Raw genomic sequence first — 26,144 nt, 5'->3', positions numbered from 1 at the left:
CCTAGTCTCCCTCCCCCTTGTTGGGAGGGATTGAGGGCGGGGGTATTCGTAGGGCGCAAGCCTCCGCTATGGTCCCTGTGCAAACCAATCCCAGCCCTACGGATATTTCCCCGGCTTTGGTGCGTAGATTTGCGGATCGAAGTCCAAATCCTTCGGCAGCGGCAGGCTCGAGCACTGCAGATGCATCTGGCGCGCCAACAGCCTTCGCTGCTGCTGCTCATGCTCCTTGATCGCCGCCACGAGACCCATGCTGTAGGGCCCCAGCACGACGCCGGCGGCCCATCCCGGATGCTCCTTCTCGCGCCGGTCGTAGTTCAAGGCATCCGTGCGGGCCTGCTGGCATTCCGGCGTCGCCCATTTCGGGTCCTGCGGCGAGAGCGAGGCTCCATACTGGACCGGAGACGATACGCACCCTGCCACTGTCGCAGTCAACGCGACGACCATTGCAATTCTCATCCGCAAGCCCCTCCTAATGTAGGAGGCGACTACAAGACGATTCCAGCGGGAAAAAGGCAGCTTCAGGATGCGGATTTTGCAGGGCCGCTCACCCCAGCAGGTTGCGCGCCGTGCGCATGAAGATCTTCGAGCCGATCGGGATCAGATCGTCGGGAAAATCATAGTCGGGATTGTGCAATGACGGGGTGCGCTCGCCCGCGCCGAGGAAGAACATCGCCGACTTCGCCTTGTGGCCGAAAATGCCGAAATCCTCCGAGGCGCGCATCGGCAGGGCTTCCTCGCTGCGCGGCACACCCTCTTCGTCCAACGCGCGGTTGAGATGCTCCACCGCATCGGGCGCGTTGACGCTGGCGACGAAAATCTCATGATAATCGCAGTGCACGGAAAGACGGTGCTCGGCCGCGATCCTGGTGGCCAACGCTTCCGCCGCCGCGACCAGTTCCGCCATGCGCTCGTCGCGCCTTGTACGCAGCGTCGCCCACACCTCGGCGTAGCCGGGCGCGATGCCGAACACGGCCTCGCCCATCGTCGCATGGGTGACGGTGACCATGCTGAAATCATCGTCGGCAAAGGTGCCGCGTCCGAGCGCCGGCAGCAGCGGCATGAGCTCGCTCACCGCCAGCATCGGCGATACGCCGGTTTCGGGCATGGACGAATGCGCGGTCTTGCCGTCCAGCACGATGCGGATGCCGCGCGAGGCGCAGTTGACCACGCCGGGCTTGAGGCGAACCTCGCCGAACGGCACGCCCGGCAGATTGTGCAGGGAGAAAGCAAAATCGGGCGCGATCTCGTCAAAGCGCGCATCGGCGACGACGCCGGCCGCGCCATTGCCGGTCTCTTCCGCCGGCTGGAACATCAAGACGACGCGGCCGCGCGCCGGCCGTTCACGCCCGAGCTGACGGCCGAGTGCGGCCAGGATCGCGGTATGGCCGTCATGGCCGCACATATGCGATTTGCCCGGCACCTGCGAGGCATGGTCGACGCCCGAAAGCTCCTCGATCGGCAGCGCATCGATCTCCGAGCGGAACAGCACCGTAGGCCCTGCCTTGCCGCTGTCATACACCGCTGCCACACCATGGCCGCCAAGCCCGGTCAGCACCTTGTCCGGCCCGGTATCGGCGAGAAAGTCGACAACCTCCTTGGCGGTCTTTTCCTCTTCGTTGGAGATTTCCGGCTGCTGGTGCAGCTTGCGGCGCCATGCCGTCAGCTCGATGATATCGCGATTGGTCAGGGTCATGGCTTGGGCTCCGCTTTGGTGCTGCAGGTTACACAAACACGATAGGGTTTTTCTCACGCCGTGCCATACTGATCAATTCCACTAGTCCATCGGCAAATTCCCGAACCCATGGGTCGGTGCTGGATTCGATCAGTCGCAATTCGCGCTCAAGCTCGCCGAAGCTCGGCTCCTCGATGACGTCTCCAACACCGCTGGCTGAAAGGAGGACCATCCGTTCCAGCGCTGACCCTTCGCCGAGAAGACCGGCAATCAGCTCCCCGAGCGCCGCAATGTGGGCTATGTTTCCGACACGCCAGTCACGCGTTGTGACATCGTCCCAGGTGAGAGTCACGTCTTCGGGATGGATCACCTCGCATTCGCCGTTTTCCGGATCCCGCTGAAAGCGATAGCCGGGGAATTCCCGCTCCATGGTCGAAACGCTTTTAAAAACCGCCAAGTCGAGACCCATGCTCCCTCCCGCCTAACCGAAGATCATCCTTACATTCGGCTCCAACAATCGGTCAAAGCTCTTTTGGACCTATTCTCGAAACATTGGAGAAGAGATGGCCGACCGGTTGCACACTAAGGTCGTCAATCTCATCTCCGACATCTGCCGCCGGATCGACTTCGACTGGGAGATCGTCGGCGAGCGTGGCCTGCCGATCCGGGCGAGTTGCGGTGTCGAGCTGCTGCCGACCAAGGCGATCGGCAATCCGCAGAAGTTCGACGATGTCGTCGTGGTCGGCGGCCTGCTCGACACCAACCGCAGCCTCAGCTCCGAAAAGGAGGCCTTCCTCTTGCGGGCGGCCGAAAAGGGCGTGCCGCTGACGGCACTCTGCACCGGCAGCTTCGTGCTCGCGCTCTACGGCCTGCTCGATGGCTACAGTGCCGCCGTCAGCTGGTTCCATATCAAGATTTCCGCAGCCAATTCCCTGATGTGAACGCCCATGCCGACAGCCTGTTTTCCGTCGATAGGGGCCGCTCGACCTGCGCCGGAGGCACGGGTGCGGCCGACCTTGCCGGCCATTTCGTGTCGCAGTTCATCGGCCGCAAGGCTGCGGAAAAAGCCGCCAAGATCCTCGTGCTCGACCGCATCCGCTCGAGCCTGGATGTGCAGCCCGTCGGCGATCTCTTTCCGGCCGCGTCGAGCCGAGCGGTGAAACGGGCGCTGCTTCTGATGGAAAGCAATCTCCAGGAGACGCTGTCGGTCGCCGAGATCGCGGGCCGGTTGCATTTATCCCGGCGCCAGCTTGAGCGGCTGTTCGGCGCCGAGCTCGGCATCGGCCCGATGGCCGCCTATCTTGCGCTGCGCGTACATCAGGCCAAGTCGCTGCTGGAGGGGAGCGACTTGGCAATCGGCGACATCGCCTACCGCTGCGGTTTTCCCAATGCCGGCCATTTCAGCCGTGTCTTCCGCCATCAGACCGGTATCACGCCGACCCATCTCAGGCATCCGAACCGAATGTCCGGTGTCTTTGCCGACGGCAAGGGGAGCGGTCCCTAAGCCTATATTGGGGCGTGCGATCTCGCCGTTGGTATGATAATATCATACCAACCTGATAGGAGGGATCCATGTCCGCCACCGAAAAACGCACCTTCAGCCTGCCGGCCGAGCAGGCTGCTTTCATCGACCAGCTCGTTCGGTCCGGCACATACGCGACCAGCAGTGAAGTGATCCGCGCCGGTCTTCGCGCATTGCAGGAACGCGACGCCGCCGTGGAGCGCTGGCTGCGTGAGGAGGTCGCGCCGACCTATGATAGGTGGAAGGCAGACCCCTCCCAGGCCATCCCGGCCGACAAGTCTTTTGATAGCATCCGCGCACATCACGCAGCTCGCCTCAAGGGGAACGTGTGAAGCGCCGGCATGTTGTCCTTTTGTCGGAAGCCCAGACGGACCTGTTATGGATATACGATACGGTCGCTCACGCATCCGGCAACCTCACCGCCCTTCGCTACATCGAGCGGATCGAGCGATTTTGCCTGGGTCTCGACTATGCCTCGGAACGCGGAACCCTAAGGGATGATGTGCGGCCGGGGCTTCGCATCGTTGGCTTCGAGCGCCGCCTGACTATGGCCTTCACCGTAGAAGGCGACCAGGTGGTGATTCTCAGGGTGTTCTACGGCGGCGTCAACTGGGAGGACGAGTTGGCGCCTATCGCTCCGTGAACGCCCGCGCGAACGAGTCCAGCATCGGCCGCGCCAGATATTCGAGGAAGGTTCGGTCGCCGGTGCTGATAAACGCCTCGACCGGCGTTCCCGGGTAAAGCTGCTCGGCTTTCACGCCCTGCGGCAGCGTGTCGGTGATCTTCAGCCTGGCGCGGAAATACGCCTCATGCGTGGTTTCATCGATCAGCCGGTCGGCGGAAATTTGCGTCACCGTAGCCGGGACCTCAGGGGTGAGGCGCGCGTTCAGGGCGGACAGCCTGAGTTTCGCCGGCTGGCCGACGCGAACCAGATCCACGTCTTTCGGCCGCAGCTTCGCGTCGACGATGAGGCCCGACGCGGTCGGCAGGATCTCCATGATCTTCTGCCCCGGCGCAATCACGCTGCCTTTGGAGTTGTAGATCGAGGATACCACGATGCCGGCTGCCGGCGCCTTGATCGTCGTGCGCCCCAGCACCGCCTCGGCTGCGGTGATCTGTTCGCCGATGTCGGCCAGGCTGGTGCGAACCTCGTCGAGCTTGGTCAGCGCGTCCTCGACGCGCTGCGTGGTCGCGCGCTCGACCTGCGCCTGGGCTTCGACGATCTGCGTCTTGGTCGCTGCGATATCCGCCTCCAGCGCGCCGGCCTGGCCGACCAGATCGGCCTCGCTGCGCAGAAGCTGCGAATATTCGCTGCGGTTGGTGAGACCCTTGTCGAGCAGGCCGGTTTTGATGCCGAGTTCCTTCTTCACGATCTCGGCCTGTTGCTGGATGGCCAGTTTCTGCGCGTCCAGTCCCAGCGCCGACTCACGATGCATGGCGACGCGCTGCGCCAGGATCGACTGCTCGGAGCGGAACCGGGCGAGCCTGGCCTCAAACTCCTTCTGCTGTTCGTGCACCAGATTGTCGAAATCGCGCTGGAACGGCGCGGGTGCTGCTTCAGCGATCGGCGCCAGCCTGTCCGATCCGTCGCGCTCGGCCTCAAGTCGCGCGGCACTTGCCCTGAGCGCGATCGTCTGTCTGGTCAGCCGGTTGAGGTCGGTCTCGGCCGCCCTGCGGTCGAGCAGGACCAGCGGTTCGCCTTGTTGCACGCGGTCGCCTTCATGCACCAGCAACTGCTCGATGATGCCGCCCTCGGGGTGCTGGATGAGGATGTTGCCGCCCGTCGCCGAGATCGTGCCGGAGGTGATCACCGCGCCGGAGAGCGGCGCGTTCGCCGCCCAATAGCCGAAGCAGCCGACGAAGAGCGCTATGGCCACGTAGCCGACGACGGCCATGCGGCGGAAGTCGGTGCGCGGTCGACCTTCGAAGGCGAGGCTCTGCTGCATCATCGTCTATGACCCGAAGCGGACGCTGTGCGGGCGCACGGTCGGCACGAACGAGCCTGTCACCACCGCGCTCCCGGCCTTGCCGGCCGCCGGTTGCCTCAGCACCTCGCTCGCAGGGCCGAAAGCTTCGACCATGCCGTTGCGCAGGACCATGACGCGGTCGCAGGCCGCGGCGATCGAAGGGCGATGCGTGATGACGACTGTCGTGACGCTTACACTTCGCGCGGCCGAAAGCATCCCTTCGAGCGCCGCCTCCCCACTGCCGTCGAGATGGGCGTTGGGCTCGTCCAGCACCAGCATGCGTGGCTTGCCGTAGAAGGCGCGCGCCAGCCCTATCCGCTGGCGCTCGCCGCCCGACAGCACGGTATGCGACGGGCCTATCATGGTCTGATAGCCGTCGCGCAGCGTGAGAATCAGCTCATGCGCCTCGGCGCGCCTGGCCGCTTCGACGATCGCGGCGTCATCGGCGTCGGGTTCGAAGCGGGCGACATTTTGCGCGATCGATCCCGGGAAAAGCTCCACCTCCTGCGCGAGATAGCCGATATGCCTGCCAAGCTGGGTTTCGTCCCAGCTCCTCAGGTCGGCGCCGTCGACCCTGACCGCGCCGCCGGTCGGCTGCAGCGCGCCCACAAGCAATTTCGCCAGCGTCGATTTGCCGGCCCCGCTCGGGCCGACGATCGCCACCGCTTCGCCGGCGCCGATGGCAAAATTCAACCGCTTGAGGATGGGCTCCGTGCCGAAAGCCGCAGTCGGCGCGATGAAGAACAGATCCTGCACCGAAATCGCGCCCAATGGATCGGGCAGTGCGAGCTTGCGCCCCTGCGCTGGTTGCGCCGCAAGGGCGGTGTCCAGCCGTTTCCAGCATCGCTTGGCGTCGACGATCTGCCGCCAGGATCCGATCAGCTGGTCGAGCGGCTGCAGCGCGCGCGACGACACCAGCGACGAAGCGAAGATCATGCCGGCGGTCATCTGCCCTTGTAGCACCAGCCACGCGCCGGCGCCGAGGATCGCCAGTTGCAGCATCATGCGCAGCGCCCGCGACGTCGCGCTGAAGATCGCATTGGCGCTTCCGGAACGGTCATGCAGGGTCAGCGCCTCAGCAACGTGTTGTCCCCAGACCGCGGCGGCATTTTGCACCATGCCCATGGCGCGCAGCGTGTCGGTGTTGCGGGCGAAGGCCTGCTCCGCCTGGCTGGCCACCGCCGAGCGTTCCGCCGACATGGCATCGTTCCTGCCGATGGCAAGCTGGTTGGCCACGACCAAGAGAAACAGCAGCACGGCGCCGGCGAGCGTCAGCCAGAACAGGACGGGATGGATGAAATAGAGCAAGGCCAGGAAGACGGGCGCAAACGGCAGGTCGAACAACACCGCCACGCCGCGCGACCTGATGAAGGCGCAAGTCGTGGCAAGGTCGTTCAGCGGCGACAGCCCGCTGCCGGCATGTCTGGCGCCAAGCGAGGCGGCGAATGTCCGCGCGCCCAGTTTCTGGTCGACGGTGGCCGCAACACGTTGCGCGTAGATGGCGCGGACCGCGTCCAGCAGGCCGAGGAAGGCGAGCGCGAGGACCGCCATGGCCGAGAGATAAAGCAGCGTCTCGACGCTGGAGGACGGCAACACCCGGTCATAGACCTGCAGCAGATAGAGCGGGATCACCAGGAGCAGGATGTTGATCAGCAACGAAAAGATGCCGATATCGGCAATGCCGCGCAGGAAAACCGGGCGCAGGCCGATGGCCGCATCCCTGAGTGGCGCGCGGTCCCGTGACATCTAGACCGCGTGCTCGGCTGTCGTGCTCAGATGGCTCTGCTGCAAATCGTTCAGCGTATAGGCGTGGATATAGTCGATCTTCATTTGCGCGGGCGTCGCCAGATGGTCGGGCGGCGCGCCGGCTTGACCGCCGACCGCAAGGTCGACCAGCATATACATGGGCTTGTTCATATCGGACGGCGTCGCCGCTTCCGCGACCTGGACGCCATCATAGGTCCAGACCAGCTTGTCCGGCGTCCACAACAGGCCATAGGTGTGATAGCCGTCGGTGTTGGAGACATTCACCGTCGACCCGACCGTGGTGTGGGTTCCCGTCTCATTTGTGTGCGCGGTCATGAGAAGCGCATTCGGGTTCTGCCCATACATTTCGATCACGTCGAGTTCCGGGGGCCATGAACCGTCTTCGGGCAGAAGCCAGAAGGCCGGCCACGCGCCGGCATTTTCCGGGAGATCGGCCCGCATTTCGAAATAGCCATAGGTCTGCGAGAAGGTGTCGTGCGTCGTCAGTATGCCGGAAGTGTATTCGTAATTGTTGATCAGCGGCTTGATGTCGTCGGGCGCATGCGCCGCGGTTATGGTGAGCACGCCGCTTGCGACGCTGAACGGATGGACCGAGCTGGTCGGCGCATAATTGGCGTCGATATACCATTGCAGCTCGCCGTTCTGGGGCTGCGAGCTGCCGTTCTGCGCCCCCCACCAGAAATTGGAATCCCAGATGCCGCTCTGGCCGTTCCACAGGCTCAGCGTGTTGAAATCGTCGTTGAACGACAGCGTCATGCCGGTCTTGTCGATCGGCAGCTCGAACTGGCCGGGCTGAAACTTGTCGATCGTGGTGTTGTGGAACACCAGCACCTCGCTCGAGCCGAGGTTCAGCTGCACGTTCGATCCCACCTGGACCATATTGGCGTGGACGGCCTCGAACGAGGTGAAGGCATAGCCGTTGAGGCGCACCGTGTCGGTCGCGCCGAAATCGGAGATCAGGTCGCTGCCATTGCCCTTGTTGATGATGAAGGTGTCGGCGCCGGCGCCGCCGATCAGGACGTCATTGCCCTTGCCGCCGTCCAGCGTCTGGCTGCCGGCGCCGCCCGTTATGATGTTGTCCTGACCATTGCCGAAGGCATAGTGGCCGTCTCCGGTGACGACGAGGTTCTCGAAATTCGCGGGCAGCTTGTAGCTCATCCAGGTATCGATCGTGTCGACGCCCGCGCCGTAGTTCTCGACCGCTTTGTTGATCGTCGAATAGAGATGGTAATAGTCGTCGCCCGCGCCGCCATACATGGTGACCTTGACGTTGGTGTCGCCCCAGAAGGAATCGTTGCCCGAGGTGCCGTAGCGGTAAGGCGCGCCTCCAGTCGCCGAGAACCAATGGGTGGAAGCGCCGGTATAGGGAAGTGGAATGCCTTTGGCGTTGAGGACTGTGGTCATTCCGACACTCCTTGCGCGTGCTGCCTTGGTCGTTCGACAACCTTCGAGCGACCATTTCGGATCAACTCTTAAATTGATCCGTCGTTCCAGGGAATCATTCTATAGTACACCAAGGAGATCGTCGCCCATCATTTAATAGATAATGCCGAAGGCGTTAAGCTGATCCTAATACAACTTTATAGGAGAGACTTACAATTTTAATAAATTGTGAGATCCGCGCCGAAAGGTTAGGCAACCTGTCAATGATTCATGCAATTTGACGCGACACGACCGCCTGCCTGAGGCGGCGACTCGAAGTCGCGGGCGGATGGCTGCCGGCAAAGGGCTCAAGAAAATTTGACAGGCTATGTCGGACCGGGTGAGGTTCACCCGTCCTTGGGGCATAGAACAACGAAACCACAAAGGATACCGAAGAGATGCCAAGCACCGTACGTTTGCACCGCGTTCTGACGACCAGCCCGGAGAAGGTCTACCGCGCATTCACAGAAGCCGACGCGCTGGCGAAATGGCTTCCGCCGAACGGCTTCACTTGCACCGTGCACAGCTTCGACGCGAAAGTCGGTGGCGCCTTCAAGATGTCGTTCCGAAACTTCACGACGGGCGGCAGCCATTCCTTCGGCGGCGAATATCTCGAACTCGTTCCCGGCGAGCGCCTGCGCTACACCGACAGGTTCGACGACCCCAATTTGCCCGGCCAGATCGAAGTGACCGTGCTGCTGAAGAAAGTGTCGGTCGGCACGGAACTCGACATCACGCAGGCCGGCATTCCGGACGTTATTCCGGCCGAAGCCTGCTATCTCGGCTGGCAGGAGTCGCTGCGCAATCTGGCAAAGCTCGTCGAACCCGAGATCAATCAGTAGAGCCCATCGGATCGGCGGCGCCGCCCAGCCAGTCCGCGCCGCCGACAATGCCGAGCCGAGGACTCATCCCTCACGGCCCGGTGCAGATCGGCAACGGTTGTGGCGGCGGTGGCGGGTTGTCCTTGGCGTATTGCGCGATGATCGGCTCAAGGCTCTTTCGCGGCCAGAATTTCGGCTTGCCGATCTCCTTCAGGCAGGACGCATTCCAATAGGCGCCCGATTTACCAACGGCGGTGATGTCGCGCGATTCCGGGTAGATATAGAGCGTCGTCGGATTGCCCTTCACCATCGAAATGATCTGGTCGGCGTCGGACGGCGACCAGCTGGTGCAGCCATTGCTGCGGCCGCCGGCATAATCCACCAGCTTGCCGTATGGCACGAAGCCGTCATGGTCGGCATAGGAGCTGTTCGGGTTCTTGCGCAGGCACATGCCGCGCAACAGCCGCGCCGCGTGGCCACCGATCACCCGCTGCCTGGCATTCGCCGTCTCCCCCTCACCGTCGAACTGGATGAAGGTGCGCAGCAGCGCCTGGTCCTTTTTTGCGCCGATGCGGTAAAAACCCTTGAATGAGGTCTTTGCCTCGCCGGTCATATAGGCGCCACCGGTCGTCAAGGACGAGTCCAGGGCATTGCCGAAGTTTTTCGCGCAGCGTTTGCCGTTGGAGAAATCGACCACGCCTTTCAAATTTCGGCCGCCCCCATGGCCCGACGAGATCGCCCTGAACGACTGCTTGGCCTCGCAAATGACGTAGTAGCGCCGCCCCAGCACGCCATTGCCGAGATCGCCGGGGCGCGTCGCATCCATGGCGAAATAGCAGCCATTGTGGACCGCGCCTTGCGCGACCTTCTTCAGGTAAAGCGCGCGCGCCCGCTCCAGCACCACTTGCGAAATCTCGCCGTCGTCATTGCCGACATGGGCCTGCAGCCAGGCCGGTATATCGGAGGACGCGGCAAAAGACCGGGCAGACATCGTCAAGGCGATGCCGGCGATGGCGAGGAGGCCAAAGACAAAGACAGCCAGAGATTTCAACCGCACCGGACAACCCTCCCGCCCGAACCGTTCTGCGATTCTCGGAAACCCATCATAAATCGTCGCGCGCCGATCGGCGAAACACATCTTGTTCAGAACCGCGCAAGCAAGTCAGGTAGCTGCCTGTTCGCCTTTCAGAGCGCCAGGCTGCCCTGTTCCGCCTCCGCGGCATTGGGGTCGCCCGGCGCCGTCGCCCAGGCGAGCTCGACCAGCGTCACCGTGCGGCGGCCGGTGCCGTCGAGCTGGCAGACGATGAGGCCCTGCTCCTCGATATAGGTGAGCAGCCGCCGGGCGCGCCGCAGCGAATGCGAGCCGTAGGCGCGCGCGATCGCCGCGTCGCTCGGGCACGGCCAGCCCTCCTTGGCGGCGCGGGCGATCATCATGAACACGCCCTGCATGTCCTCGGGCAGCAGCGAGGCGCGCACGGAAACGTCCTGCCAGGCGTCATCTCCTGCCATGTCGGCGCCGAGCCCGGCGCGGGCACGCGTCAGCATGCGACGGAATTCTGAGAGGTCCGGCACCACCGAAGCGAGGCCTTCGATGCGGCAGCGGACGACGAACTCCTGATAAAGCACTCCGATGACGCGGAAACCCGCATCGGGCTGCGCCAGGATGGCGCGCAGGACACGGTCCACCCGCTCTCGCCGCTCGGCCATATCCTCGGCGCTTACCGCCGGTTCCGCAGGTTCCGGGCGGATCTCCATCGCCGCTGATTTGGCCGCCATCAGCTGGTCGAGCAGCTCCGGCGACGCCATCCGGCGCGGCGCGCGCATCGTCTCGGGCGGCGGCGCCGCCAGGATGATGGCGCGCGCGTCTTCAAGCGCTGTTTCCGGCATTGCCATCAGCCGCGGCGTACCGTTGCGCGGGCTGGTCTCGGTCTGGCCGATGCGCACGCCCAGCGGACGGCGCGACAGCGCTGGGCCCAACGCCATGAAGTGCCCGCGCTCCAGGTCTCGAAACGCCTCGGCCTGACGCCGTTCCATGCCCAGAAGGTCGGCGGCGCGCGCCATGTCGATATCGAGGAAGGTACGGCCCATGAGGAAATTGGACGCCTCCGCCGCGACATTCTTGGCGAGCTTTGCCAGCCGCTGCGTGGCGATGATGCCGGCAAGGCCGCGCTTGCGGCCGCGGCACATCAAATTGGTCATGGCGCCGAGCGAGAGCTTTCGCGCCTCGTCGGACACTTCGCCGGCCACGGCGGGCGCGAACAGCTGCGCTTCGTCGACCACCACCAGCATCGGATACCAATGCTCGCGGGCAACCTCGAACAACCCGCCGAGAAAGGCAGCGGCGCGCCGCATCTGGTTCTCGGCATCGAGCCCTTCGAGATTGAGCACCGTGGAGACGCGGTGGATGCGCGCCCGCTCGCCGGCTGCTTGCAGGCCACGCTCCGTATGCTCCTCGGCATCGATGACCAGATGGCCGTAATGGTCGCCCAGCGAGACGAAATCGCCTTCCGGGTCGATGATGGTCTGCTGCACCCAGGGCGCGCTCTGCTCCAGGAGCCGGCGCAAAAGGTGCGATTTGCCGGAGCCGGAATTGCCCTGCACCAGAAGCCGGGTGGCCAGCAGCTCCTCAAGGTCGAGCGCCGCCGACGCACCCGCCGTCGTCTGTCCCATCTCGATGGCTACGGTCATGTCACGACTCTCCTTGCGGACAGGGCTTATCAACCCGGCCGCGAGCCGTCGAGCGCGCCATGGCAACTCGCCCGCTGTTCCACACCTATGCTGCCAAAGCGCCACACATCAGCCCATCTGCCCAAAGGGAAGGCACATCAAGCGGAGTTGACCGGCGGCAGAAGCGGCGCTTCCAGCCCGTCGAAGGGATCGCGCCAGGCATCGATGGCTTCGAGCCGGCGATACCAACCCAGAACAGAGGGATAGTCCACCAGCGGCAGGCCGGCTGCATCGTTGAACGGCAAAAACGTCGCCATGCGGAAATCGGCATAGGAAAGCGACTTGCCCACAAGCCATGGCCGCTTGGCGAGCTCCGCCTCGAGAATCGCTGCCGCGATGCGGAACTCCGCCAGCCCCTCCTCGACCTTGCCCTGGTCGACAGGCCCAATCCCGTAGCGCTGCTTGGTTCCGCGCTCGAAATGCACGGTGTCGCAGGCCCGCACGAAATTTTCCTTGCCCCAGCTCAGCCAGCGGATCATGTCGGGTTGGTCGCCGCCGCCGCGCCAGAAATCCGAACCCGCTTCGCGCGACAGAAGGCAGGCTATGGCGTCGGCTTCCCACAGGCTGCCGCCCGTCCATGCCAATATCGGCAGGGTAAGATTGGGATTGAGCTGACGAAACCGCTCAGCCTGCCCGGGCGCCATGGGTGCCGCGAACTCACACTCGACCTTGGCCTGCAGATGACGTGCCGTTGCTACCGCAAGGCGCGGATTGGGATTGCGGCTGAAGTACAGTTTCATATCCGGTCCTGGACGCTGTGGGCTCGACCCTATCAAACACGCAAACGTGCCCTCCCGGCAATCTGGTCGGACCACGATTCCGCTGGCACACGCCGTCGTTCGGCGTATTATTTCCTTCGGGAGAGGGTTCTTGGCAGGAGGAAGCCATGAACGTAGTGCAGAGCGTACCTGTCATCGACGTGACAACCCAGAACCTTGTTTCCTCTGCGCTTTCCAGATTCCGCGCCGGCGATACCGTCTCGACCAGGGCGGCGCCCGACGCTATCCGCCGCATGGATCCAACCTGTGTCGACAGCGACGACGATCTCGTCGAGCTCGTCGTCATGGCGGCAATTGGTAAGACCATGGCGGTCGTGTTCGACCACCGCTCCCGCTAGCCCTGTGGGACGAACCTGTGCCGTTCAACTCGCTTGAGCTCGAGTGGATTCGGTTGGCGAGCTTTTACAACTGCAGCCCGGGAGGCGCACGTCTTCGTGCGCGAAGGCCGGCAATAGCATAAGCGGGCAAGACTCAGATCCCCAAGGGATGCGGCATGTAGCCGACGAAGCCGCCGATCTTCCAGTGGCCCGCCACCTTCCTGCAAAAATACAGCGTCTGCCATTTCAGCTTGTCGACGCTGCCATCGGCCTTGGCCACCGAGCCGTTGAACTTCTTGTGCAGCACGGCGCGGTCGCCATCGACATCGATGTCGCGCATGTTGGTGACGCGAAACAGCGCCTCGCGCAGCGGCTCGGCGAATCTGGCCGCCGCCGTCTCCTTGGCCTGGCGCAGCCATTCGTCGCGATAGACGGCAAGGCTCGGGAATTGCAGACGCCAGGCGTCGGCATCGCTGAGGAAATGCGCATGCATGCCGAAGAAGCTGTCGGCGAGGAAATCATCCTCGACCATCGACCAGTCCTGACGGATAAAGGCGTCGATGTCGCGCCGCACCAACATTTCCCAGAGCGCGTGGCGATCGGCATCGCCCTCTGGAAACGGGTTCTTGTCGAAGGTCATTGAAATCTCCTGTCGGGAAAATGCGACGCGCAAGATGCTGGCGAGCCTGCGATAAAGCAACACGCGTTTGGAAAAATGCTGCTTTCCAAAAAGCCCCCTATGAGGATCACCGGGACAGGCGTAGAGCGGTCGTCGAAAACGGGGCGCGGCCCGCCATTCTGAACAGGAGTTTCCTTTGCCTAAAGAGTGTTTTGGAACATCCCACGTGCCGCTGTCGCCGGCCGTGCGCGCCGGGGATTTCGTCTACATCTCAGGTCAGGTGCCGGTCGACAGCGACCGCATCGTGGTCAAGGGCGGCATCACCGAGCAGACCGAGCAGGTGCTGCAGAATGTGAAGGCGGCACTCGCGCTGGCCGGTTGCACCATGGACGATGTCGTCAAGACCACGGTCTGGCTCGAGGACGCGCGCGACTTCGGCGCCTTCAATGCCGTCTACGCCAAGCACTTCCCGAAAAATCCGCCGGCCCGCACCACGGTCGAATCGCGGCTGATGATCGACATCAAGATCGAGGTCGAAGCCGTCGCCTACCGGCCGGTTTGACCAGTCGGGGCATGATCCCGAAAGTGGAAACCGGTTTTCTCGGACAAACGGAAACCGTTTTGTCCAGAGATCATGCCCCAAAACGAAGAGAGGCAGGCGCCGATGCAGTTCGATCTCCTGATCAAGGGCGGCCGCCTGATCGATCCGGCCTCGGGCCTGGACGCGCCGCGCGATGTCGCCGTTGCGGGCGGTCGCGTCGCGGCCATCGAGACTGCCATCGACGCCGAGCATGCTACGCAGGTCGTGGATGCCAGGGATTGCATCGTCACGCCCGGCCTCATCGACCTGCACAGCCATGTCTATTGGGGCGGCACCTCGCTGGGCGTCGACGCCGACCGGCTGGCGGCCAAGAGCGGAACCACCACCTTCATCGATGCCGGCAGCGCCGGCGCCGGCAATTTTCTGGGCTTTCGCCGCCATGTCATCGAGCGCTCGAAGGTGCGTATTCTCGCCTACGTCAACATCTCCTTTGCCGGCATATTCGGCTTCTCGCAAAGCGTCTCGGTCGGCGAATGCAGCGATCTCAGGCTCTGCGAGCCACGCGAGACGGTGGCCGCGGTGCGCGAGCACGCCGATGTCGTCGTTGGGGTAAAAGTGCGCTCCGGCAAGCATGCCGGCGGCGCCAGCGGCATCGCCCCGGTCGATCTTGCGCTGGAAGCCGCCGACCAGGTCGGTCTGCCGCTGATGGCGCATATAGACGAGCCGCCGCCCGGCCGTTCCGAGGTGCTGCCACGGCTGCGCCGCGGCGACATCCTCACCCATTGTTTTCGGCCATTCCCCAACGCGCCGGTGTTCGCTTCCGGCGCGGTGCGGCCGGACATGCGGCTGGCCCGCGAACGCGGTGTCATCTTCGACATCGGCCACGGCATGGGATCGTTCGACTTCGCCGTGGCGAAAGCGATGCTGGCCGAGGGCCTCGCGCCCGACGTCATCTCCAGCGACGTGCATCTCTACTGCGTCGACGGTCCGGCCTTCGACATACTGGTCTGCATGTCGAAGCTGATGGCGCTGGGCATGCCGCTGGTCGAGGTGCTGCGCGCCGCCACGCAAAGGCCAGCCGAGGCGATCGCCAGGCCGGAGCTTGGGACGCTGAAAGTTGGCGGTGTCGGCGATGTCGCGGTGCTGAGACTGCGCCCCGGGCGCTTTACCTTCGTCGATGCGGTCGGTGCGGCGCTGATCGCGGATCAGCGGCTGGTCTCAGAAGGCATTGTTATCGGCGGTGTCTGGTGGCCGAACGAGGCGCCCGACCACAACGAGACCGAGCGCTTCGAGCCGCATGCGGCACATACGCATGTCGAGGTCGCGGCACGGCATTTCGGGCGTGGATAATCTCCCTCCTTGAGGGGGAGATGGCCGGCAGGCCAGAGGGGGTCGGTTCGACCGGACGCAAGCTCCTCGCGGCAGCTGGAGGTCAGCGCTCCACGCGCGGCGACCCCCTCTGTCGCCTTCGGCGACATCTCCCCCTCGAGGGGGGAGGAGATCGCTAGCGCCCTGCGTTACTCACNCGACCCCCTCTGTCGCCTTCGGCGACATCTCCCCCTCGAGGGGGGAGGAGATCGCTAGCGCCCTGCGTTACTCACCGCCCCAAACACCGGCGTCGCAATCCCTTCCATCCGCGCCTTGATCTGCAGCGCCACATATTTCGAGTAAAACCGCGACAGCGCCAGATTGCCGCCGTGGAACCACAGCGCGTCCTGCGCCGTCGGCTTCCACATGTTGCGCAGCTCGCCTTGCCAAGGACCGGGATCGCCCTTGACGCCGGAGCCGAGGCCCCAGCATGGCCCGACCTTGTCGGCGACCTCGCGCGAGACGATGGCCGCCACGGTCTCGTTCATCGACTGGTAGCCGGTACAGGCGACGATCGCATCGACGGCCAGCTCGCTGCGGTCGTCGAACAGGATGCCGGTCGGCGTCAATGAACTGATGCCGACGCCGCTCTTCACTTTGATCTCGCCATTGATGATCAGTTCGCAGGCGCCGACATCGATGTAGTAGCCGGAGCCGGTGCGGTAGGCCTTCATCAACAGCCCGGTCTCGTCCTCCCCGAAATCGATGGCGAAGCCGGCGGCGCGTAGCTGGTCGTAGAAGTCTGCGTCGCGTGCCTTGATCACCTCGTAAAGATCCCGCTGGCCCTTGGGTACAAGCGCGAACGGCGTGGACGCGACGATCAGGTCGGCCTTGTCGGTGCTGATGCCGCGCGCCAAAGCCTTTTCCGAGAAGATCTCGAAGCCGACTTCCATCAGAGTGTCGGATTTCACCACTGTCGTCGGCGACCGCTGGATCATGGTGACGTCTGCGCCGCTCTCCCAGAGGTCGACGCTGACATCGTGCCCCGAGCTTGCCGCGCCGATGACAGCGACACGTCTGCCGCGGAATTTCTCGCCGCTTGCATACTGGCTGGAATGCAGGAGTTCGCCCTTGAAGGTCTCGGCGCCGGGCAGCGCGATCTGGCGTGGCGGGCCATAGGCGCCGGTGGCAAAGACAATGTGCTTCGGCTTCAGCGTGATCTGCCGGCCGACGCGGTCGACCACCACAGTCCACACCTTCTCGGCCTCGTCATAGCTGGCGCTGAGGCATTTGGTGGCGACCCAGTAGTTGAGCTCCATCACCCTGGTGTACATCTCCAGCCAGTCGCCCATCTTGTCCTTGGGCGTGAACACCGGCCAGTTCTCCGGGAACGGAATGTAGGGCAGATGGTCGTACCAGACCGGATCGTGGAGCACGAGCGAGCGATAACGGTTGCGCCAGGAATCGCCGGGGCGCGCATTTTTCTCGATGATGATGGTGGGCACACCGAGCTGCCTCAGCCGCGCGCCGAGCATGATGCCGCCCTGCCCGCCGCCGATCACCAGGCAATAGGGCTGCTCGGTGGCGCCGAGGTCGCGCGTCTCGCGCGCCCGCGCCTCCGCCCAGGTTTCGCGCTTCGGATCGGCCTTGTGACGGATACCAAGCGGCCGCGCCGGTCCCTTTTGTTCCTCGAACCCCTTGAGCTCACGCACCGCCGTGAACAAGGTCCGGCAGCGGCCGTCCGTAAGGCGCACAATCCCTTCGCCCCGCGCGACCGCCGTTTCGAACGTGAACCAGGCCTCGACGGTGCCCTCATCCGAGGTCGCCTCGCCGGACAGCGTCCAGTGTGAGGGCTTCGTTTCCGCCAGCGTCGCTTGCAGCATGTCGCGGATCTCATCGCGGCCTTCCATCGTGGTGATGTTCCAGGTGAAAGCCAGCAGATCGCGCCAGTAGCAATCCTCGACGAACAGGTTGGCGGCCGCCTCGGCGTCATCAGCTTCCAGCGCCCGTGCAAGCGCGCAAAGCCATGTCGCCGCCTGTTTCGATGGTGCCATGTCGAGCATCTGTTTTTCCCTCGTTTTGCGTTCCCATTGTTTCGAAAGACGGAGCCGCCGCAAGAGGGGTCGCGATATCATGGCGTCGGTTTCTAGCGGCCCGGAACGGAGCCATCTCCCGGAAATCTTTATAGGAATTTTATATCTTTCCTCCCGGCCCCGTCTCGAACCTTTATGGCGATCGGGTCCATATTCCATCTCGAGCAAAACGCTGCGGACGCCGTGACCCCAGAGTTACGGCGGGCCGTTCTCATGGAATTTCTGGCTCGCCAGTCGCTGGCGCCAAATACAAGCAGAAGCAAGGACCAACACAAATGGACATCGTCGTCATCGGGATCGAGGTTTTGTTCTTCGGTCTTTCCCTCGCCTACATCAAAGCTTGCGACGCTCTTTAAGCGGAAGGATCGCACCATGCTTGTCGATTACATCCTCGGTGGCGGCGTGACCTTGTTCCTGCTCGTCTACCTGACATACGCCCTCGTTCGCCCAGAACGCTTCTGAAGCAAGGCACGGAAACCCATGACACTCAACGGATGGATACAGATCCTGGTTTATTGCGGGATCGTCGTTTTGCTGGTGAAGCCGCTCGGCGGCTACATGTACCGCGTCTTCAATGGCGATCGCACCTTTCTCTCGCCCATACTCGGGCCCGTTGAGCGCGGCCTCTACCGCATTTCGGGAACCAGCGAGCGCGAGGAGCAGCACTGGACGACCTACGCGGCAGGAATCATCTTCTTCAGCCTTGCCAGCTTCCTGGTGCTGTACTTTCTGCAACGCCTGCAGGGCGTCCTGCCTTACAATCCGGCCGGGATGGCATCGGTCGAACCCAATCTCGCCTTCAACACTGCCGTCAGCTTCGTCACCAACACCAACTGGCAGAATTACGGCGGCGAAAGCACGTTGTCCTACCTCGTGCAGATGGCGGGCCTGACTGTTCAGAACTTCATGTCCGCCGCCGTCGGCATTGCCATTGCGGTGGCGCTGATCCGCGGCTTCGCCTGCGCCTCGGCCAAATCGATCGGCAATTTCTGGGTCGATATGACCCGCTGCACGCTCTACATCCTGCTGCCGCTCAGCATCGTGCTCACCCTTGTCTATGTCTGGCTCGGCATGCCGCAGACGCTCGGGCCTTATGTCGACGCCACCACGCTGGAGGGCGCCAAGCAGACGCTCGCCCTTGGGCCGGTCGCCTCGCAGGTCGCCATCAAGATGCTCGGCACCAATGGCGGCGGCTTCTTCAACGCCAATGCCGCGCATCCTTTCGAAAACCCCGACGCCATCTCCAACATGATCCAGATGGTGACGATCTTCGCGCTGGGTGCTGCACTCACCAACGTCTTCGGCCGCATGGTCGGCAACCAGCGCCAGGGCTGGGCGATCCTGGCCACGATGGGTGTGCTGTTCATCGCTGGCGTCGTTATCTGCTACTGGGCGGAAGCCGCGGGCAATCCGCTGGTCCATGCGTTGGGCGTCGACGGCGCCAACATGGAAGGCAAGGAGAGCCGCTTCGGCATTGCCGCTTCGGCACTATTCGCCGTCATCACCACGGCTGCGAGCTGCGGTGCGGTGAACGCCATGCATGACTCGTTCACAGCACTTGGCGGCCTGGTCCCGATGCTCAACATGCAGCTCGGCGAAGTCATCGTCGGCGGCGTCGGCGCCGGCTTCTACGGCATCGTCATGTTCATCGTCATCACCGTGTTCGTCGCCGGCCTGATGGTTGGCCGCACGCCCGAATATCTCGGCAAGAAGATCGAGGCCAAGGAGGTCAAGATGGCAATGCTCGCCATCCTCGCTCTGCCGTTGGTCATGCTGGTCTTCACGGCAATAGCGGTCGTGCTGCCAAGCGCCGTCGCCTCGATGGCCAATGGCGGTCCGCATGGCTTCTCCGAGGTTCTTTATGCCTACACTTCGGCGGCGGCCAACAACGGCTCGGCCTTTGGCGGCCTTTCCGGCAACACGCCCTGGTACAACATCACGCTCGGCATCTCCATGTGGGTGGGTCGCTTCTTCGTCATCATTCCAGCGCTTGCCATTGCCGGCTCGCTAGCGACGAAGAAGACGGTTCCGGCTTCCGCCGGCACCTTCCCGACCGACGGCCCGCTGTTCGTCGGCCTGCTCGTCGGCGTCATCCTGATCGTCGTCGGCCTGACCTTCTTCCCGGCACTGGCGATCGGACCGATCGTCGAGCACCTGGCTGCCATCAACGGCCAGACATTCTGAGGCTTGTCATGTCCTGGTTCTACCCAAAACGCATGAAGGCCCGGCCGCGAGCCGGCCCACGAGCCGGCAATGAGGGGGAGGAAACGCCCCCTCCCTTCCCCAGCGTATCTACCTTCCTCGGCCTCGCGGCAGTCATGATCGTGATCTGGCTGCTGGCCTATGGCCCGCCGCCCCTCTTTTCGGCATCCGATCGGTCGGTGCCGGCCAACAGTTCAGATACTGGAGCCACCAAATGAGCCAGTCCAAATCCGCGAGCATCATGGATGCCCGCATCCTGTGGCCGGCCATCGGCGGCGCCTTCAGGAAACTCGACCCCCGCACGCTGGTCAGGAACCCGGTGATGTTCGTCGTCGCCATCGTCTCGCTTCTTACCACGGTCCTGTTCGTCAAGGATCTCGCCACCGGCGGCGGCGATTTCGGCTTTACGCTGCAGATCATCATCTGGCTGTGGTTCACCGTGCTGTTCGCCAACTTCGCCGAGGCCGTCGCCGAAGGCCGCGGCAAGGCGCAGGCCGATTCGCTGCGCAAGGCGCGCACCGAAACCCAGGCCAAGCTGCTTGCCGGCGAAGACCGCTCCAGGTTCAAGCTGGTGCCCGGCACCAGCCTGAAGGTTGGCGACATCGTGCTGGTCGAAGCCGGCGACATCATCCCGTCCGACGGTGAAGTGATCGAAGGCGTGGCCTCGGTCAACGAGGCGGCAATCACCGGCGAGTCCGCACCCGTCATTCGCGAATCCGGCGGCGACCGTTCGGCGGTCACCGGCGGCACGCAGGTTTTGTCCGACTGGATTCGCGTGCGCATATCAGCCGCCTCCGGCCACACCTTCCTCGACCGCATGATCTCGCTGGTCGAGGGTGCCTCGCGCCAGAAGACGCCCAACGAGATCGCGCTCAACATCCTGCTCGTCGGCATGACGCTGATCTTCGTGCTGGCCACCGCCACGATCCCGAGCTTTGCCTCCTATTCCGGCGGCTATATCCCGGTGACGGTGCTGGTCGCGCTGTTCGTCACCTTGATCCCGACCACCATCGGCGCCCTGCTGTCGGCCATCGGCATTGCCGGCATGGACCGCCTGGTGCGCTTCAACGTGCTGGCCATGTCCGGCCGTGCCGTCGAAGCGGCGGGCGACGTCGATACGCTTTTGCTCGACAAGACCGGCACCATCACGCTCGGCAACCGCCAGGCCACCGAATTCCGCCCGGTCAAGGGCGTCACCGAACAGGAACTGGCCGATGCCGCGCAGCTCGCCTCGCTCGCCGACGAGACGCCTGAGGGACGCTCGATCGTCGTGCTGGCCAAGGAGAAATACGCCATCCGCGCCCGTGACATGGCAACCTTGCATGCCAGCTTCGTGCCCTTCACCGCGCAGACCCGGATGAGCGGCGTCGACATCGATGGCTCGTCGGTGCGCAAGGGCGCCGTCGATTCGGTTCTCGCCTATGTCAGCCAGTCGACATCGGCCACTCACGGCGCGCGCCCCGGCAGCGACACCGTCAAGGATCTCCAGGCGATCGCCGACGAGATCGCCAAGTCGGGCGGCACGCCGCTGGCCGTCGAGCGTGACGGCCGCCTGCTCGGCGTCGTCCACCTCAAGGACATCGTCAAGGGTGGTATCCGCGAGCGCTTTGCCGAACTGCGCAAAATGGGCATCCGCACCGTGATGATCACCGGCGACAATCCGATGACTGCGGCGGCGATCGCAGCCGAAGCCGGCGTCGACGATTTCCTCGCCCAGGCCACGCCCGAGGATAAGCTGAAGCTGATCCGCGACGAACAGGCCAAGGGCAAGCTGGTCGCCATGTGCGGTGACGGCACCAACGACGCGCCGGCCTTGGCGCAGGCCGATGTCGGCGTCGCCATGAACACCGGCACGGTTGCCGCCCGCGAGGCCGGCAACATGATCGACCTCGATAGTGACCCGACCAAGCTGATCGAGATCGTCGAGATCGGCAAGGCGCTGCTGATGACGCGCGGCTCGCTAACGACCTTCTCGATCGCCAACGACGTCGCCAAATACTTCGCCATCATCCCGGCCATGTTTGCCGTCTTCTACGTTGCGCCGGGACATACAATCGGCCCCCTGCAAGCGCTCAACATCATGCATCTGGCGACGCCGCAGAGCGCCATCCTGTCGGCCATCATCTTCAACGCGCTGATCATCATCGCTCTGATCCCGCTGTCGCTTAAAGGCGTCAAATACCGCGCCATCGGCGCCGGCGCGCTGCTCAGCCGCAACCTGCTGGTCTACGGCCTCGGCGGCATCATCGTTCCCTTCGCCGGCATCAAGGCGATCGACATGATCGTCACCGGCCTCGGCCTCGCTTAAGGAAATACGTCCATGCTCACTCAGATAAGACCCGCTGTTATCATGATCGTCTTTTTCACCGTTTTGACCGGCCTGATCTATCCCCTGGGCATGACCGGCATCGCCCAGGCGCTGTTTCCGCACCAGGCCAATGGCAGCTTGATCGAGAAAAACGGCACGGTCATCGGCTCCGAACTGATCGGCCAGGGCTTTGCCGACGACAAGTATTTCCATGGCCGCCCCTCGGCTGCCGGCGACGGATACAACGCCGCAGCGTCCAGCGGCTCCAATCTCGGTCCAACCAACCCCAAGCTGATCGACCGCATCAAGGGCGATGTTGCAAAGCTGAAGGCGGAGAACCCGAACCAGCCGGTGCCGATGGATCTGGTGACGACGTCCGGCAGCGGCCTCGACCCCGCCATCAGCCCGGACGCCGCCTATTTCCAGGTCGCTCGGGTGGCCAAGGCCAGGGGCTTCGACGAAGCCAAGGTCAAGGCGCTTGTCGACAGCCATGTCGAAGGCCGCGAACTCGGCTTCCTCGGCGAGCCGGTCGTCAATGTGCTGGCGCTCAACCTGGCACTGGACGATACCAAGCAGTGAGAGACAATCTCTGAAGCCAGGGGCCAGGGATCGACACGATCCTCGGCGCCGTTCATGATCGAGCCTGATGCCGGACGCCAGAAGCAACTATACCAGACCCTCTCCGGACGCGCTGCTCGAGCATGCGGAACGGGAAGAGCGCGGCCGCCTGCGGATATTTCTGGGTGCTGCACCCGGTGTCGGCAAGACCTACGAAATGCTGATGGCCGGCCGCGCCATGCTTGCCGACGGCATCGACGTGGTCATCGGCATCGTCGAAACCCACGGCCGCAAGGAAACCCTGGCGCTGGTCGAAGGCTACGAGGTCATCCCGCGCCAGAAGGTCGACTACAAGGACCGCGTGCTGAATGAGATGGACATCGACGCCATCCTCGCCCGCCGGCCGGCGCTGGTGCTCGTCGACGAACTCGCCCACACCAACGCACCCGGCAGCCGCCACCCCAAGCGCTATCTCGACGTCCAGGAAATCCTTGCGCGCGGCATCGATGTCTACACCACGCTCAACATCCAGCATGTCGAGAGCCTGAATGACGTGGTGGCGCAGATCACCCGGGTCAGGGTGCGCGAAACGGTCCCGGACTCCATCATCGACCAGGCCGATGACATCGAGATCATCGACCTCACGCCCGACGACCTGATCAAGCGGCTGAAAGAGGGCAAGGTCTATTTCCCCAACACTGCCCAGCGCGCAGTCGAAAACTATTTCTCGCCGGGCAATCTGACCGCGCTTCGGGAATTGGCGCTGCGCCGCACCGCCCAGCGCGTCGACGAGCAGTTGCTCAACCACATGCAGTCGCACGCGATTCCCGGCCCTTGGGCGGCGGGCGAAAGGGTGCTCGTCTGCGTCGATGCGCGTCCGGGCGGAGCGTCTCGTGTCCGCTATGCGCGCCGGCTGGCCGACCGGCTGCGCGCACCGTGGACGGCGCTGCATGTCGACACGCCGCGTTCGGCCGCCATGTCGGAGGAAGACAAGGACCGGCTGGCCACACTGTTGCGCCTGGCCGAGCAGCTCGGCGCCGAGGTGACGACCATTCCGGGCCAGAACGTCGCCCAGGACATCGTCCGCCACGCCATGGCCAACAACTTCACCCATATCGTCGTCGGCAGGCCGACCCGCTCGCGCTGGCGCGAACTGATCGAGGGTTCGCTCACCTACGATCTGATCCGCAATGCCGGCGATATCAGCGTCCATGTCATTTCAGGAACGGAGCGCGACAACGAGGCCACGTCGAGGGTCAAGGCGGCGGCCGAGCAGACGCCATTTCAAATCTGGCCTTATCTTTTCTCGACCGTCTATGTCGCCGGCGCGCTTGCCGTCAGCGCCGTCCTCGATCAGTTCCTCGACGTTCGCAACCTTGCCAGCGTGCTGCTGCTGGCGGTGCTGACATCGGCAGTGACCTTTGGCCTGTGGCCGGCGCTGTACGCCTGTTTCCTCAGCGCCATTGCCTTCAACTTCTTCTTTCTCGAGCCGCGCTACACGATGACGATCCGCGATCCGGAGAGCATCGTTGCCTTCGCCGTCTNGTCTTCCTCGTCGTTGCCGTCATCGCCAGCAATCTGACGGCGCGTGTGCAGCGTCAGGCAGCCGCCGCCCGTTCACGCGCCCGGGCCACCGAGGACATCTACCTCTTTTCAAAGAAGCTCGCCGGCGCCGGCACGCTCGACGACGTTTTGTGGGCCACAGCCTTCCAGATCGCCTCGATGCTGAAGCTGCGCGTGGTGCTGCTTTTGCCGGAAGAAGGCACGATCACCGTCAAGGCCGGTTATCCCCCCGATGACACGCTGGCCGAGGCCGACATCGCGGCTGCACGCTGGGCTTGGGAACACAACCGGGCTGCCGGCCGTGGCGCCGATACCCTGCCCGGGGCAAAACGCCTCTACCTCCCCTTGCGCACCGCACGCACGGCCGTCGGCGTCGTCGGCCTCGACAATGACAAGCAAGGCCCGCTGCTGACGCCCGAGCAACAGCGCCTGCTCGACGCGCTGGCCGACCAGGCGGCGGTTGCCATCGAGCGCATCCAGCTGGTCGCCGATGTCGACCGCGCCAGGCTGGCGGCCGAGGCCGACCGCTTGCGCTCGGCACTGCTGACGTCGATCTCGCATGATCTGAAGACGCCGCTGGCGGCCATCATGGGCGCGGCCGGCACGCTCAGGGAATTTGCGCCGGCACTGCCCGAGAACGATCGGGCCGAGCTGCTGACCACCGTGCTCGACGAGTCCGAACGGCTGAACCGCTTCATCGCCAATCTGCTCGACATGACCAAGATTGAATCGGGCGCCATGGAACCGAATTTCGCCCTGCACTATGTCGGCGATGTCGTCGGCTCGGCCTTGCAGCGGGCACGCAAGATCACTGCCGGGCACAAGACCGAGGTTGATATTCCGGCCGACCTGCCGATGCTGAAGCTTGATCCCGTGCTGTTCGAACAAATGCTGTTCAATCTGCTCGACAATGCCGCGAAATACGCGCCACAGGGATCGACAATCCGGCTGCAGGGCTGGGCCGACAATGGCTCCGTCGCGCTGCAGATCATGGATGAGGGACCGGGCATTCCGCCCGCCGACCTGGAGCGCGTCTTCGACAGCTTTTACCGGGTGCGCAAGCGCGATCAGGTCCAGGCCGGCACCGGGCTCGGCCTGTCGATCTGCCGGGGCTTCATCGAGGCGATGGGCGGCACGATCATGGCGGCGAACCGCAGCGATCGCCAAGGCGCGGTCTTCACCATCCGCATGCCGAAGCCGGCACGATCGCCCGGCCTGGACGAACGGAACGCGGACGGGCAAAACTCTGGTGATCCGGCATGACAAATTCCAACGTCAGCATACTGGTCGTCGACGACGAGCCGCCGATCCGCAAACTGCTGCGCGTCGGCCTCGGCAGCCAGGGCTATGCGGTCAGCGAAGCGCCCAACGCCAACGCTGCGATCGAACTCGTCGATGCACAAAAGCCGGATCTGATCCTGCTCGACCTCGGCCTGCCCGGCATGGGTGGCCTCGATCTCCTGCGGAAATGGCGCGGCGACGGCCTCGACGTGCCCGTGGTCATCCTGTCCAGCCGCACCGACGAAGCCGGCATCGTCGCGGCGCTCGAACTCGGCGCTGACGACTACATCACCAAGCCGTTCGGCATGAACGAGCTGGTCGCCCGCATCCGCGTCGCGCTGCGCCACAAATTCCAGCAGCAGGGCGAAAAGCCGGTGTTCCACACCGGCGATCTCAGCGTCGACCTGGTCAAGCGCATCGTCAAGGTCGAAGGCAAGGAGATAAAGCTCTCCCCCAAGGAGTACGACATATTGCGCATTATGGTGCAGCATGCCGGCAAGGTGCTGACCCACCATTTCCTTCTGAAGCAGGTGTGGGGCGATTCGACCGACGTGCAGTATCTCAGGGTCTATGTCCGCCAGCTCCGGCAGAAGATCGAAAAATCACCCGACCAGCCGCGCTACATCACCACCGAGACCGGGGTGGGGTACCGGCTGCGCGAGGTTGAGTAGCCGCGC

General features: G+C 63.8%; 25 protein-coding genes and 1 pseudogene. 15 read left to right on the top strand and 11 right to left on the bottom strand.

What is annotated here, in order from left to right; genetic code table 11:
* Positions 1-96: 96 nt before the first annotated feature.
* The 3 genes from X750_RS155995 to X750_RS156005 form a co-directional block, all read right to left on the bottom strand.
* On the bottom strand, positions 97-456 hold the full coding sequence (locus X750_RS155995) for a hypothetical protein (protein ID WP_023747059.1): 360 nt from the start codon (positions 454-456) through the stop codon (positions 97-99).
* Positions 457-544: 88 nt separating this feature from the next.
* On the bottom strand, positions 545-1,693 hold the full coding sequence (locus X750_RS156000) for an amidohydrolase (protein WP_023747058.1): 1,149 nt from the start codon (positions 1,691-1,693) through the stop codon (positions 545-547).
* Between the two features lie 28 nt (positions 1,694-1,721).
* Positions 1,722-2,141, bottom strand: a complete 420-nt coding sequence (locus X750_RS156005; protein WP_023683109.1) for a hypothetical protein — start codon at positions 2,139-2,141, stop codon at positions 1,722-1,724.
* Positions 2,142-2,235: 94 nt separating this feature from the next.
* On the opposite strand from X750_RS156005, the gene X750_RS1000000166775 reads away from it, so the two are divergent.
* The 4 genes from X750_RS1000000166775 (at position 2,236) to X750_RS156015 (ending at position 3,837) form a co-directional block, all read left to right on the top strand.
* Positions 2,236-2,613, top strand: a complete 378-nt coding sequence (locus X750_RS1000000166775) for a DJ-1/PfpI family protein (RefSeq protein WP_245271822.1) — start codon at positions 2,236-2,238, stop codon at positions 2,611-2,613.
* On the top strand, positions 2,610-3,176 hold the full coding sequence (locus tag X750_RS1000000166770) for a helix-turn-helix domain-containing protein (RefSeq protein ID WP_245271821.1): 567 nt from the start codon (positions 2,610-2,612) through the stop codon (positions 3,174-3,176). The genes X750_RS1000000166775 and X750_RS1000000166770 overlap by 4 nt, the downstream gene beginning before the upstream one ends.
* 68 nt (positions 3,177-3,244) lie before the next feature.
* On the top strand, positions 3,245-3,526 hold the full coding sequence (locus X750_RS156010; RefSeq protein WP_023669694.1) for a type II toxin-antitoxin system ParD family antitoxin: 282 nt from the start codon (positions 3,245-3,247) through the stop codon (positions 3,524-3,526).
* Positions 3,523-3,837 carry a type II toxin-antitoxin system RelE/ParE family toxin gene (locus X750_RS156015; RefSeq protein ID WP_023747057.1) on the top strand — a complete coding sequence of 105 codons (315 nt, stop codon included), beginning with the start codon at positions 3,523-3,525 and terminating at the stop codon, positions 3,835-3,837. Before X750_RS156010 ends, X750_RS156015 begins: the two co-directional genes overlap by 4 nt.
* Here X750_RS156015 and X750_RS156020 read toward each other — a convergent pair.
* Genes X750_RS156020 through X750_RS156030 form a run of 3 tightly spaced genes read right to left on the bottom strand, consistent with a single transcriptional unit; the run spans position 3,824 to position 8,332 of the window.
* Positions 3,824-5,143 (bottom strand): HlyD family type I secretion periplasmic adaptor subunit, encoded by a 1,320-nt coding sequence (locus X750_RS156020; protein ID WP_023747056.1) that lies wholly within the window; start codon positions 5,141-5,143, stop codon positions 3,824-3,826. The two genes, X750_RS156015 and X750_RS156020, sit on opposite strands and share 14 nt — an antisense overlap.
* A 3-nt stretch (positions 5,144-5,146) precedes the next feature.
* Complete coding sequence (locus X750_RS156025; protein ID WP_023707581.1) at positions 5,147-6,907, bottom strand: type I secretion system permease/ATPase; 1,761 nt, start codon at positions 6,905-6,907, stop codon at positions 5,147-5,149.
* A complete protein-coding gene (locus X750_RS156030; protein ID WP_023747055.1) occupies positions 6,908-8,332 on the bottom strand; it encodes a family 16 glycosylhydrolase in 1,425 nt (474 codons plus the stop codon).
* Between the two features lie 416 nt (positions 8,333-8,748).
* Between X750_RS156030 and X750_RS156035 the strand changes: the two genes are divergently transcribed.
* Positions 8,749-9,192 carry an SRPBCC family protein gene (locus X750_RS156035; RefSeq protein ID WP_023683102.1) on the top strand — a complete coding sequence of 148 codons (444 nt, stop codon included), beginning with the start codon at positions 8,749-8,751 and terminating at the stop codon, positions 9,190-9,192.
* A gap of 70 nt (positions 9,193-9,262) precedes the next feature.
* Here the strand turns inward: X750_RS156035 and X750_RS156040 are convergent, their stop codons facing one another.
* The 3 genes from X750_RS156040 to X750_RS156050 form a co-directional block, all read right to left on the bottom strand.
* Positions 9,263-10,228 carry a hypothetical protein gene (locus X750_RS156040; RefSeq protein ID WP_023691929.1) on the bottom strand — a complete coding sequence of 322 codons (966 nt, stop codon included), beginning with the start codon at positions 10,226-10,228 and terminating at the stop codon, positions 9,263-9,265.
* A 128-nt stretch (positions 10,229-10,356) separates the two neighbouring features.
* Entirely contained in the window at positions 10,357-11,859 is a 1,503-nt protein-coding gene (locus tag X750_RS156045) for an ATP-binding protein (RefSeq protein ID WP_023737555.1), read from the bottom strand.
* 137 nt (positions 11,860-11,996) lie between these two features.
* Complete coding sequence (locus X750_RS156050) at positions 11,997-12,638, bottom strand: glutathione S-transferase family protein (protein WP_023714111.1); 642 nt, start codon at positions 12,636-12,638, stop codon at positions 11,997-11,999.
* A gap of 146 nt (positions 12,639-12,784) precedes the next feature.
* Here X750_RS156050 and X750_RS156055 point away from each other — a divergent pair, with 146 nt between their 5' ends.
* The gene (locus tag X750_RS156055; protein ID WP_023747054.1) at positions 12,785-13,015 is read left to right on the top strand and encodes a hypothetical protein; all 231 of its coding nucleotides are present in this window, start codon (positions 12,785-12,787) and stop codon (positions 13,013-13,015) included.
* Between the two features lie 133 nt (positions 13,016-13,148).
* Here the strand turns inward: X750_RS156055 and X750_RS156060 are convergent, their stop codons facing one another.
* Positions 13,149-13,634, bottom strand: a complete 486-nt coding sequence (locus X750_RS156060) for a hypothetical protein (RefSeq protein WP_023726474.1) — start codon at positions 13,632-13,634, stop codon at positions 13,149-13,151.
* Between the two features lie 175 nt (positions 13,635-13,809).
* Here X750_RS156060 and X750_RS156065 point away from each other — a divergent pair, with 175 nt between their 5' ends.
* Complete coding sequence (locus X750_RS156065; protein ID WP_023707576.1) at positions 13,810-14,175, top strand: RidA family protein; 366 nt, start codon at positions 13,810-13,812, stop codon at positions 14,173-14,175.
* A gap of 102 nt (positions 14,176-14,277) precedes the next feature.
* Entirely contained in the window at positions 14,278-15,504 is a 1,227-nt protein-coding gene (locus X750_RS156070) for an amidohydrolase/deacetylase family metallohydrolase (protein WP_023726473.1), read from the top strand.
* Between the two features lie 230 nt (positions 15,505-15,734).
* Here X750_RS156070 and X750_RS156075 read toward each other — a convergent pair whose 3' ends face one another.
* A complete protein-coding gene (locus tag X750_RS156075) occupies positions 15,735-17,525 on the bottom strand; it encodes an NAD(P)/FAD-dependent oxidoreductase (RefSeq protein ID WP_023704186.1) in 1,791 nt (596 codons plus the stop codon).
* Positions 17,526-17,927: 402 nt separating this feature from the next.
* Between X750_RS156075 and X750_RS21945 the strand changes: the two genes are divergently transcribed.
* From X750_RS21945 to X750_RS156100, 7 genes and pseudogenes are all read left to right on the top strand, one after another.
* Positions 17,928-18,017 carry a K(+)-transporting ATPase subunit F gene (locus X750_RS21945; RefSeq protein WP_023669708.1) on the top strand — a complete coding sequence of 30 codons (90 nt, stop codon included), beginning with the start codon at positions 17,928-17,930 and terminating at the stop codon, positions 18,015-18,017.
* An 18-nt stretch (positions 18,018-18,035) separates the two neighbouring features.
* Entirely contained in the window at positions 18,036-19,739 is a 1,704-nt protein-coding gene (kdpA, locus tag X750_RS156080) for a potassium-transporting ATPase subunit KdpA (RefSeq protein ID WP_023747053.1), read from the top strand.
* An 8-nt stretch (positions 19,740-19,747) separates the two neighbouring features.
* Complete coding sequence (locus X750_RS156085) at positions 19,748-19,975, top strand: hypothetical protein (RefSeq protein ID WP_023686545.1); 228 nt, start codon at positions 19,748-19,750, stop codon at positions 19,973-19,975.
* Positions 19,972-22,065 (top strand): potassium-transporting ATPase subunit KdpB, encoded by a 2,094-nt coding sequence (gene kdpB, locus X750_RS156090; RefSeq protein ID WP_023704187.1) that lies wholly within the window; start codon positions 19,972-19,974, stop codon positions 22,063-22,065. Before X750_RS156085 ends, kdpB begins: the two co-directional genes overlap by 4 nt.
* A 12-nt stretch (positions 22,066-22,077) precedes the next feature.
* Positions 22,078-22,644 (top strand): potassium-transporting ATPase subunit KdpC, encoded by a 567-nt coding sequence (kdpC, locus tag X750_RS156095; RefSeq protein ID WP_023744101.1) that lies wholly within the window; start codon positions 22,078-22,080, stop codon positions 22,642-22,644.
* A gap of 67 nt (positions 22,645-22,711) precedes the next feature.
* Positions 22,712-25,449, top strand: a pseudogene (locus tag X750_RS01000000162750) (sensor histidine kinase KdpD).
* Entirely contained in the window at positions 25,446-26,138 is a 693-nt protein-coding gene (locus X750_RS156100) for a response regulator transcription factor (RefSeq protein ID WP_023669714.1), read from the top strand. Before X750_RS01000000162750 ends, X750_RS156100 begins: the two are co-directional and overlap by 4 nt.
* Positions 26,139-26,144 lie beyond the last annotated feature (6 nt).

Source organism: Mesorhizobium sp. LNJC391B00, assembly GCF_000502535.1.
In the GTDB taxonomy this organism is placed as follows: domain Bacteria; phylum Pseudomonadota; class Alphaproteobacteria; order Rhizobiales; family Rhizobiaceae; genus Mesorhizobium.
Note: the sequence above shows the minus strand (reverse complement) of the source record. Positions and strands in the feature narration are given on the sequence as shown.

What these genes read in the sequence shown, in the direction of transcription:
- X750_RS155995 (WP_023747059.1), bottom strand. Translation starts at nt 456, where the DNA reads ATGAGAATTGCAATGGTCGTCGCGTTGACTGCGACAGTGGCAGGGTGC.
- X750_RS156000 (WP_023747058.1), bottom strand. Translation starts at nt 1,693, where the DNA reads ATGACCCTGACCAATCGCGATATCATCGAGCTGACGGCATGGCGCCGC.
- X750_RS156005 (WP_023683109.1), bottom strand. Translation starts at nt 2,141, where the DNA reads ATGGGTCTCGACTTGGCGGTTTTTAAAAGCGTTTCGACCATGGAGCGG.
- X750_RS1000000166775 (WP_245271822.1), top strand. Translation starts at nt 2,236, where the DNA reads ATGGCCGACCGGTTGCACACTAAGGTCGTCAATCTCATCTCCGACATC.
- X750_RS156010 (WP_023669694.1), top strand. Translation starts at nt 3,245, where the DNA reads ATGTCCGCCACCGAAAAACGCACCTTCAGCCTGCCGGCCGAGCAGGCT.
- X750_RS156020 (WP_023747056.1), bottom strand. Translation starts at nt 5,143, where the DNA reads ATGATGCAGCAGAGCCTCGCCTTCGAAGGTCGACCGCGCACCGACTTC.
- X750_RS156025 (WP_023707581.1), bottom strand. Translation starts at nt 6,907, where the DNA reads ATGTCACGGGACCGCGCGCCACTCAGGGATGCGGCCATCGGCCTGCGC.
- X750_RS156030 (WP_023747055.1), bottom strand. Translation starts at nt 8,332, where the DNA reads ATGACCACAGTCCTCAACGCCAAAGGCATTCCACTTCCCTATACCGGC.
- X750_RS156035 (WP_023683102.1), top strand. Translation starts at nt 8,749, where the DNA reads ATGCCAAGCACCGTACGTTTGCACCGCGTTCTGACGACCAGCCCGGAG.
- X750_RS156045 (WP_023737555.1), bottom strand. Translation starts at nt 11,859, where the DNA reads ATGACCGTAGCCATCGAGATGGGACAGACGACGGCGGGTGCGTCGGCG.
- X750_RS156050 (WP_023714111.1), bottom strand. Translation starts at nt 12,638, where the DNA reads ATGAAACTGTACTTCAGCCGCAATCCCAATCCGCGCCTTGCGGTAGCA.
- X750_RS156055 (WP_023747054.1), top strand. Translation starts at nt 12,785, where the DNA reads ATGAACGTAGTGCAGAGCGTACCTGTCATCGACGTGACAACCCAGAAC.
- X750_RS156060 (WP_023726474.1), bottom strand. Translation starts at nt 13,634, where the DNA reads ATGACCTTCGACAAGAACCCGTTTCCAGAGGGCGATGCCGATCGCCAC.
- X750_RS156070 (WP_023726473.1), top strand. Translation starts at nt 14,278, where the DNA reads ATGCAGTTCGATCTCCTGATCAAGGGCGGCCGCCTGATCGATCCGGCC.
- X750_RS156075 (WP_023704186.1), bottom strand. Translation starts at nt 17,525, where the DNA reads ATGCTCGACATGGCACCATCGAAACAGGCGGCGACATGGCTTTGCGCG.
- X750_RS21945 (WP_023669708.1), top strand. Translation starts at nt 17,928, where the DNA reads ATGCTTGTCGATTACATCCTCGGTGGCGGCGTGACCTTGTTCCTGCTC.
- kdpA (WP_023747053.1), top strand. Translation starts at nt 18,036, where the DNA reads ATGACACTCAACGGATGGATACAGATCCTGGTTTATTGCGGGATCGTC.
- X750_RS156085 (WP_023686545.1), top strand. Translation starts at nt 19,748, where the DNA reads ATGTCCTGGTTCTACCCAAAACGCATGAAGGCCCGGCCGCGAGCCGGC.
- kdpB (WP_023704187.1), top strand. Translation starts at nt 19,972, where the DNA reads ATGAGCCAGTCCAAATCCGCGAGCATCATGGATGCCCGCATCCTGTGG.
- kdpC (WP_023744101.1), top strand. Translation starts at nt 22,078, where the DNA reads ATGCTCACTCAGATAAGACCCGCTGTTATCATGATCGTCTTTTTCACC.
- X750_RS156100 (WP_023669714.1), top strand. Translation starts at nt 25,446, where the DNA reads ATGACAAATTCCAACGTCAGCATACTGGTCGTCGACGACGAGCCGCCG.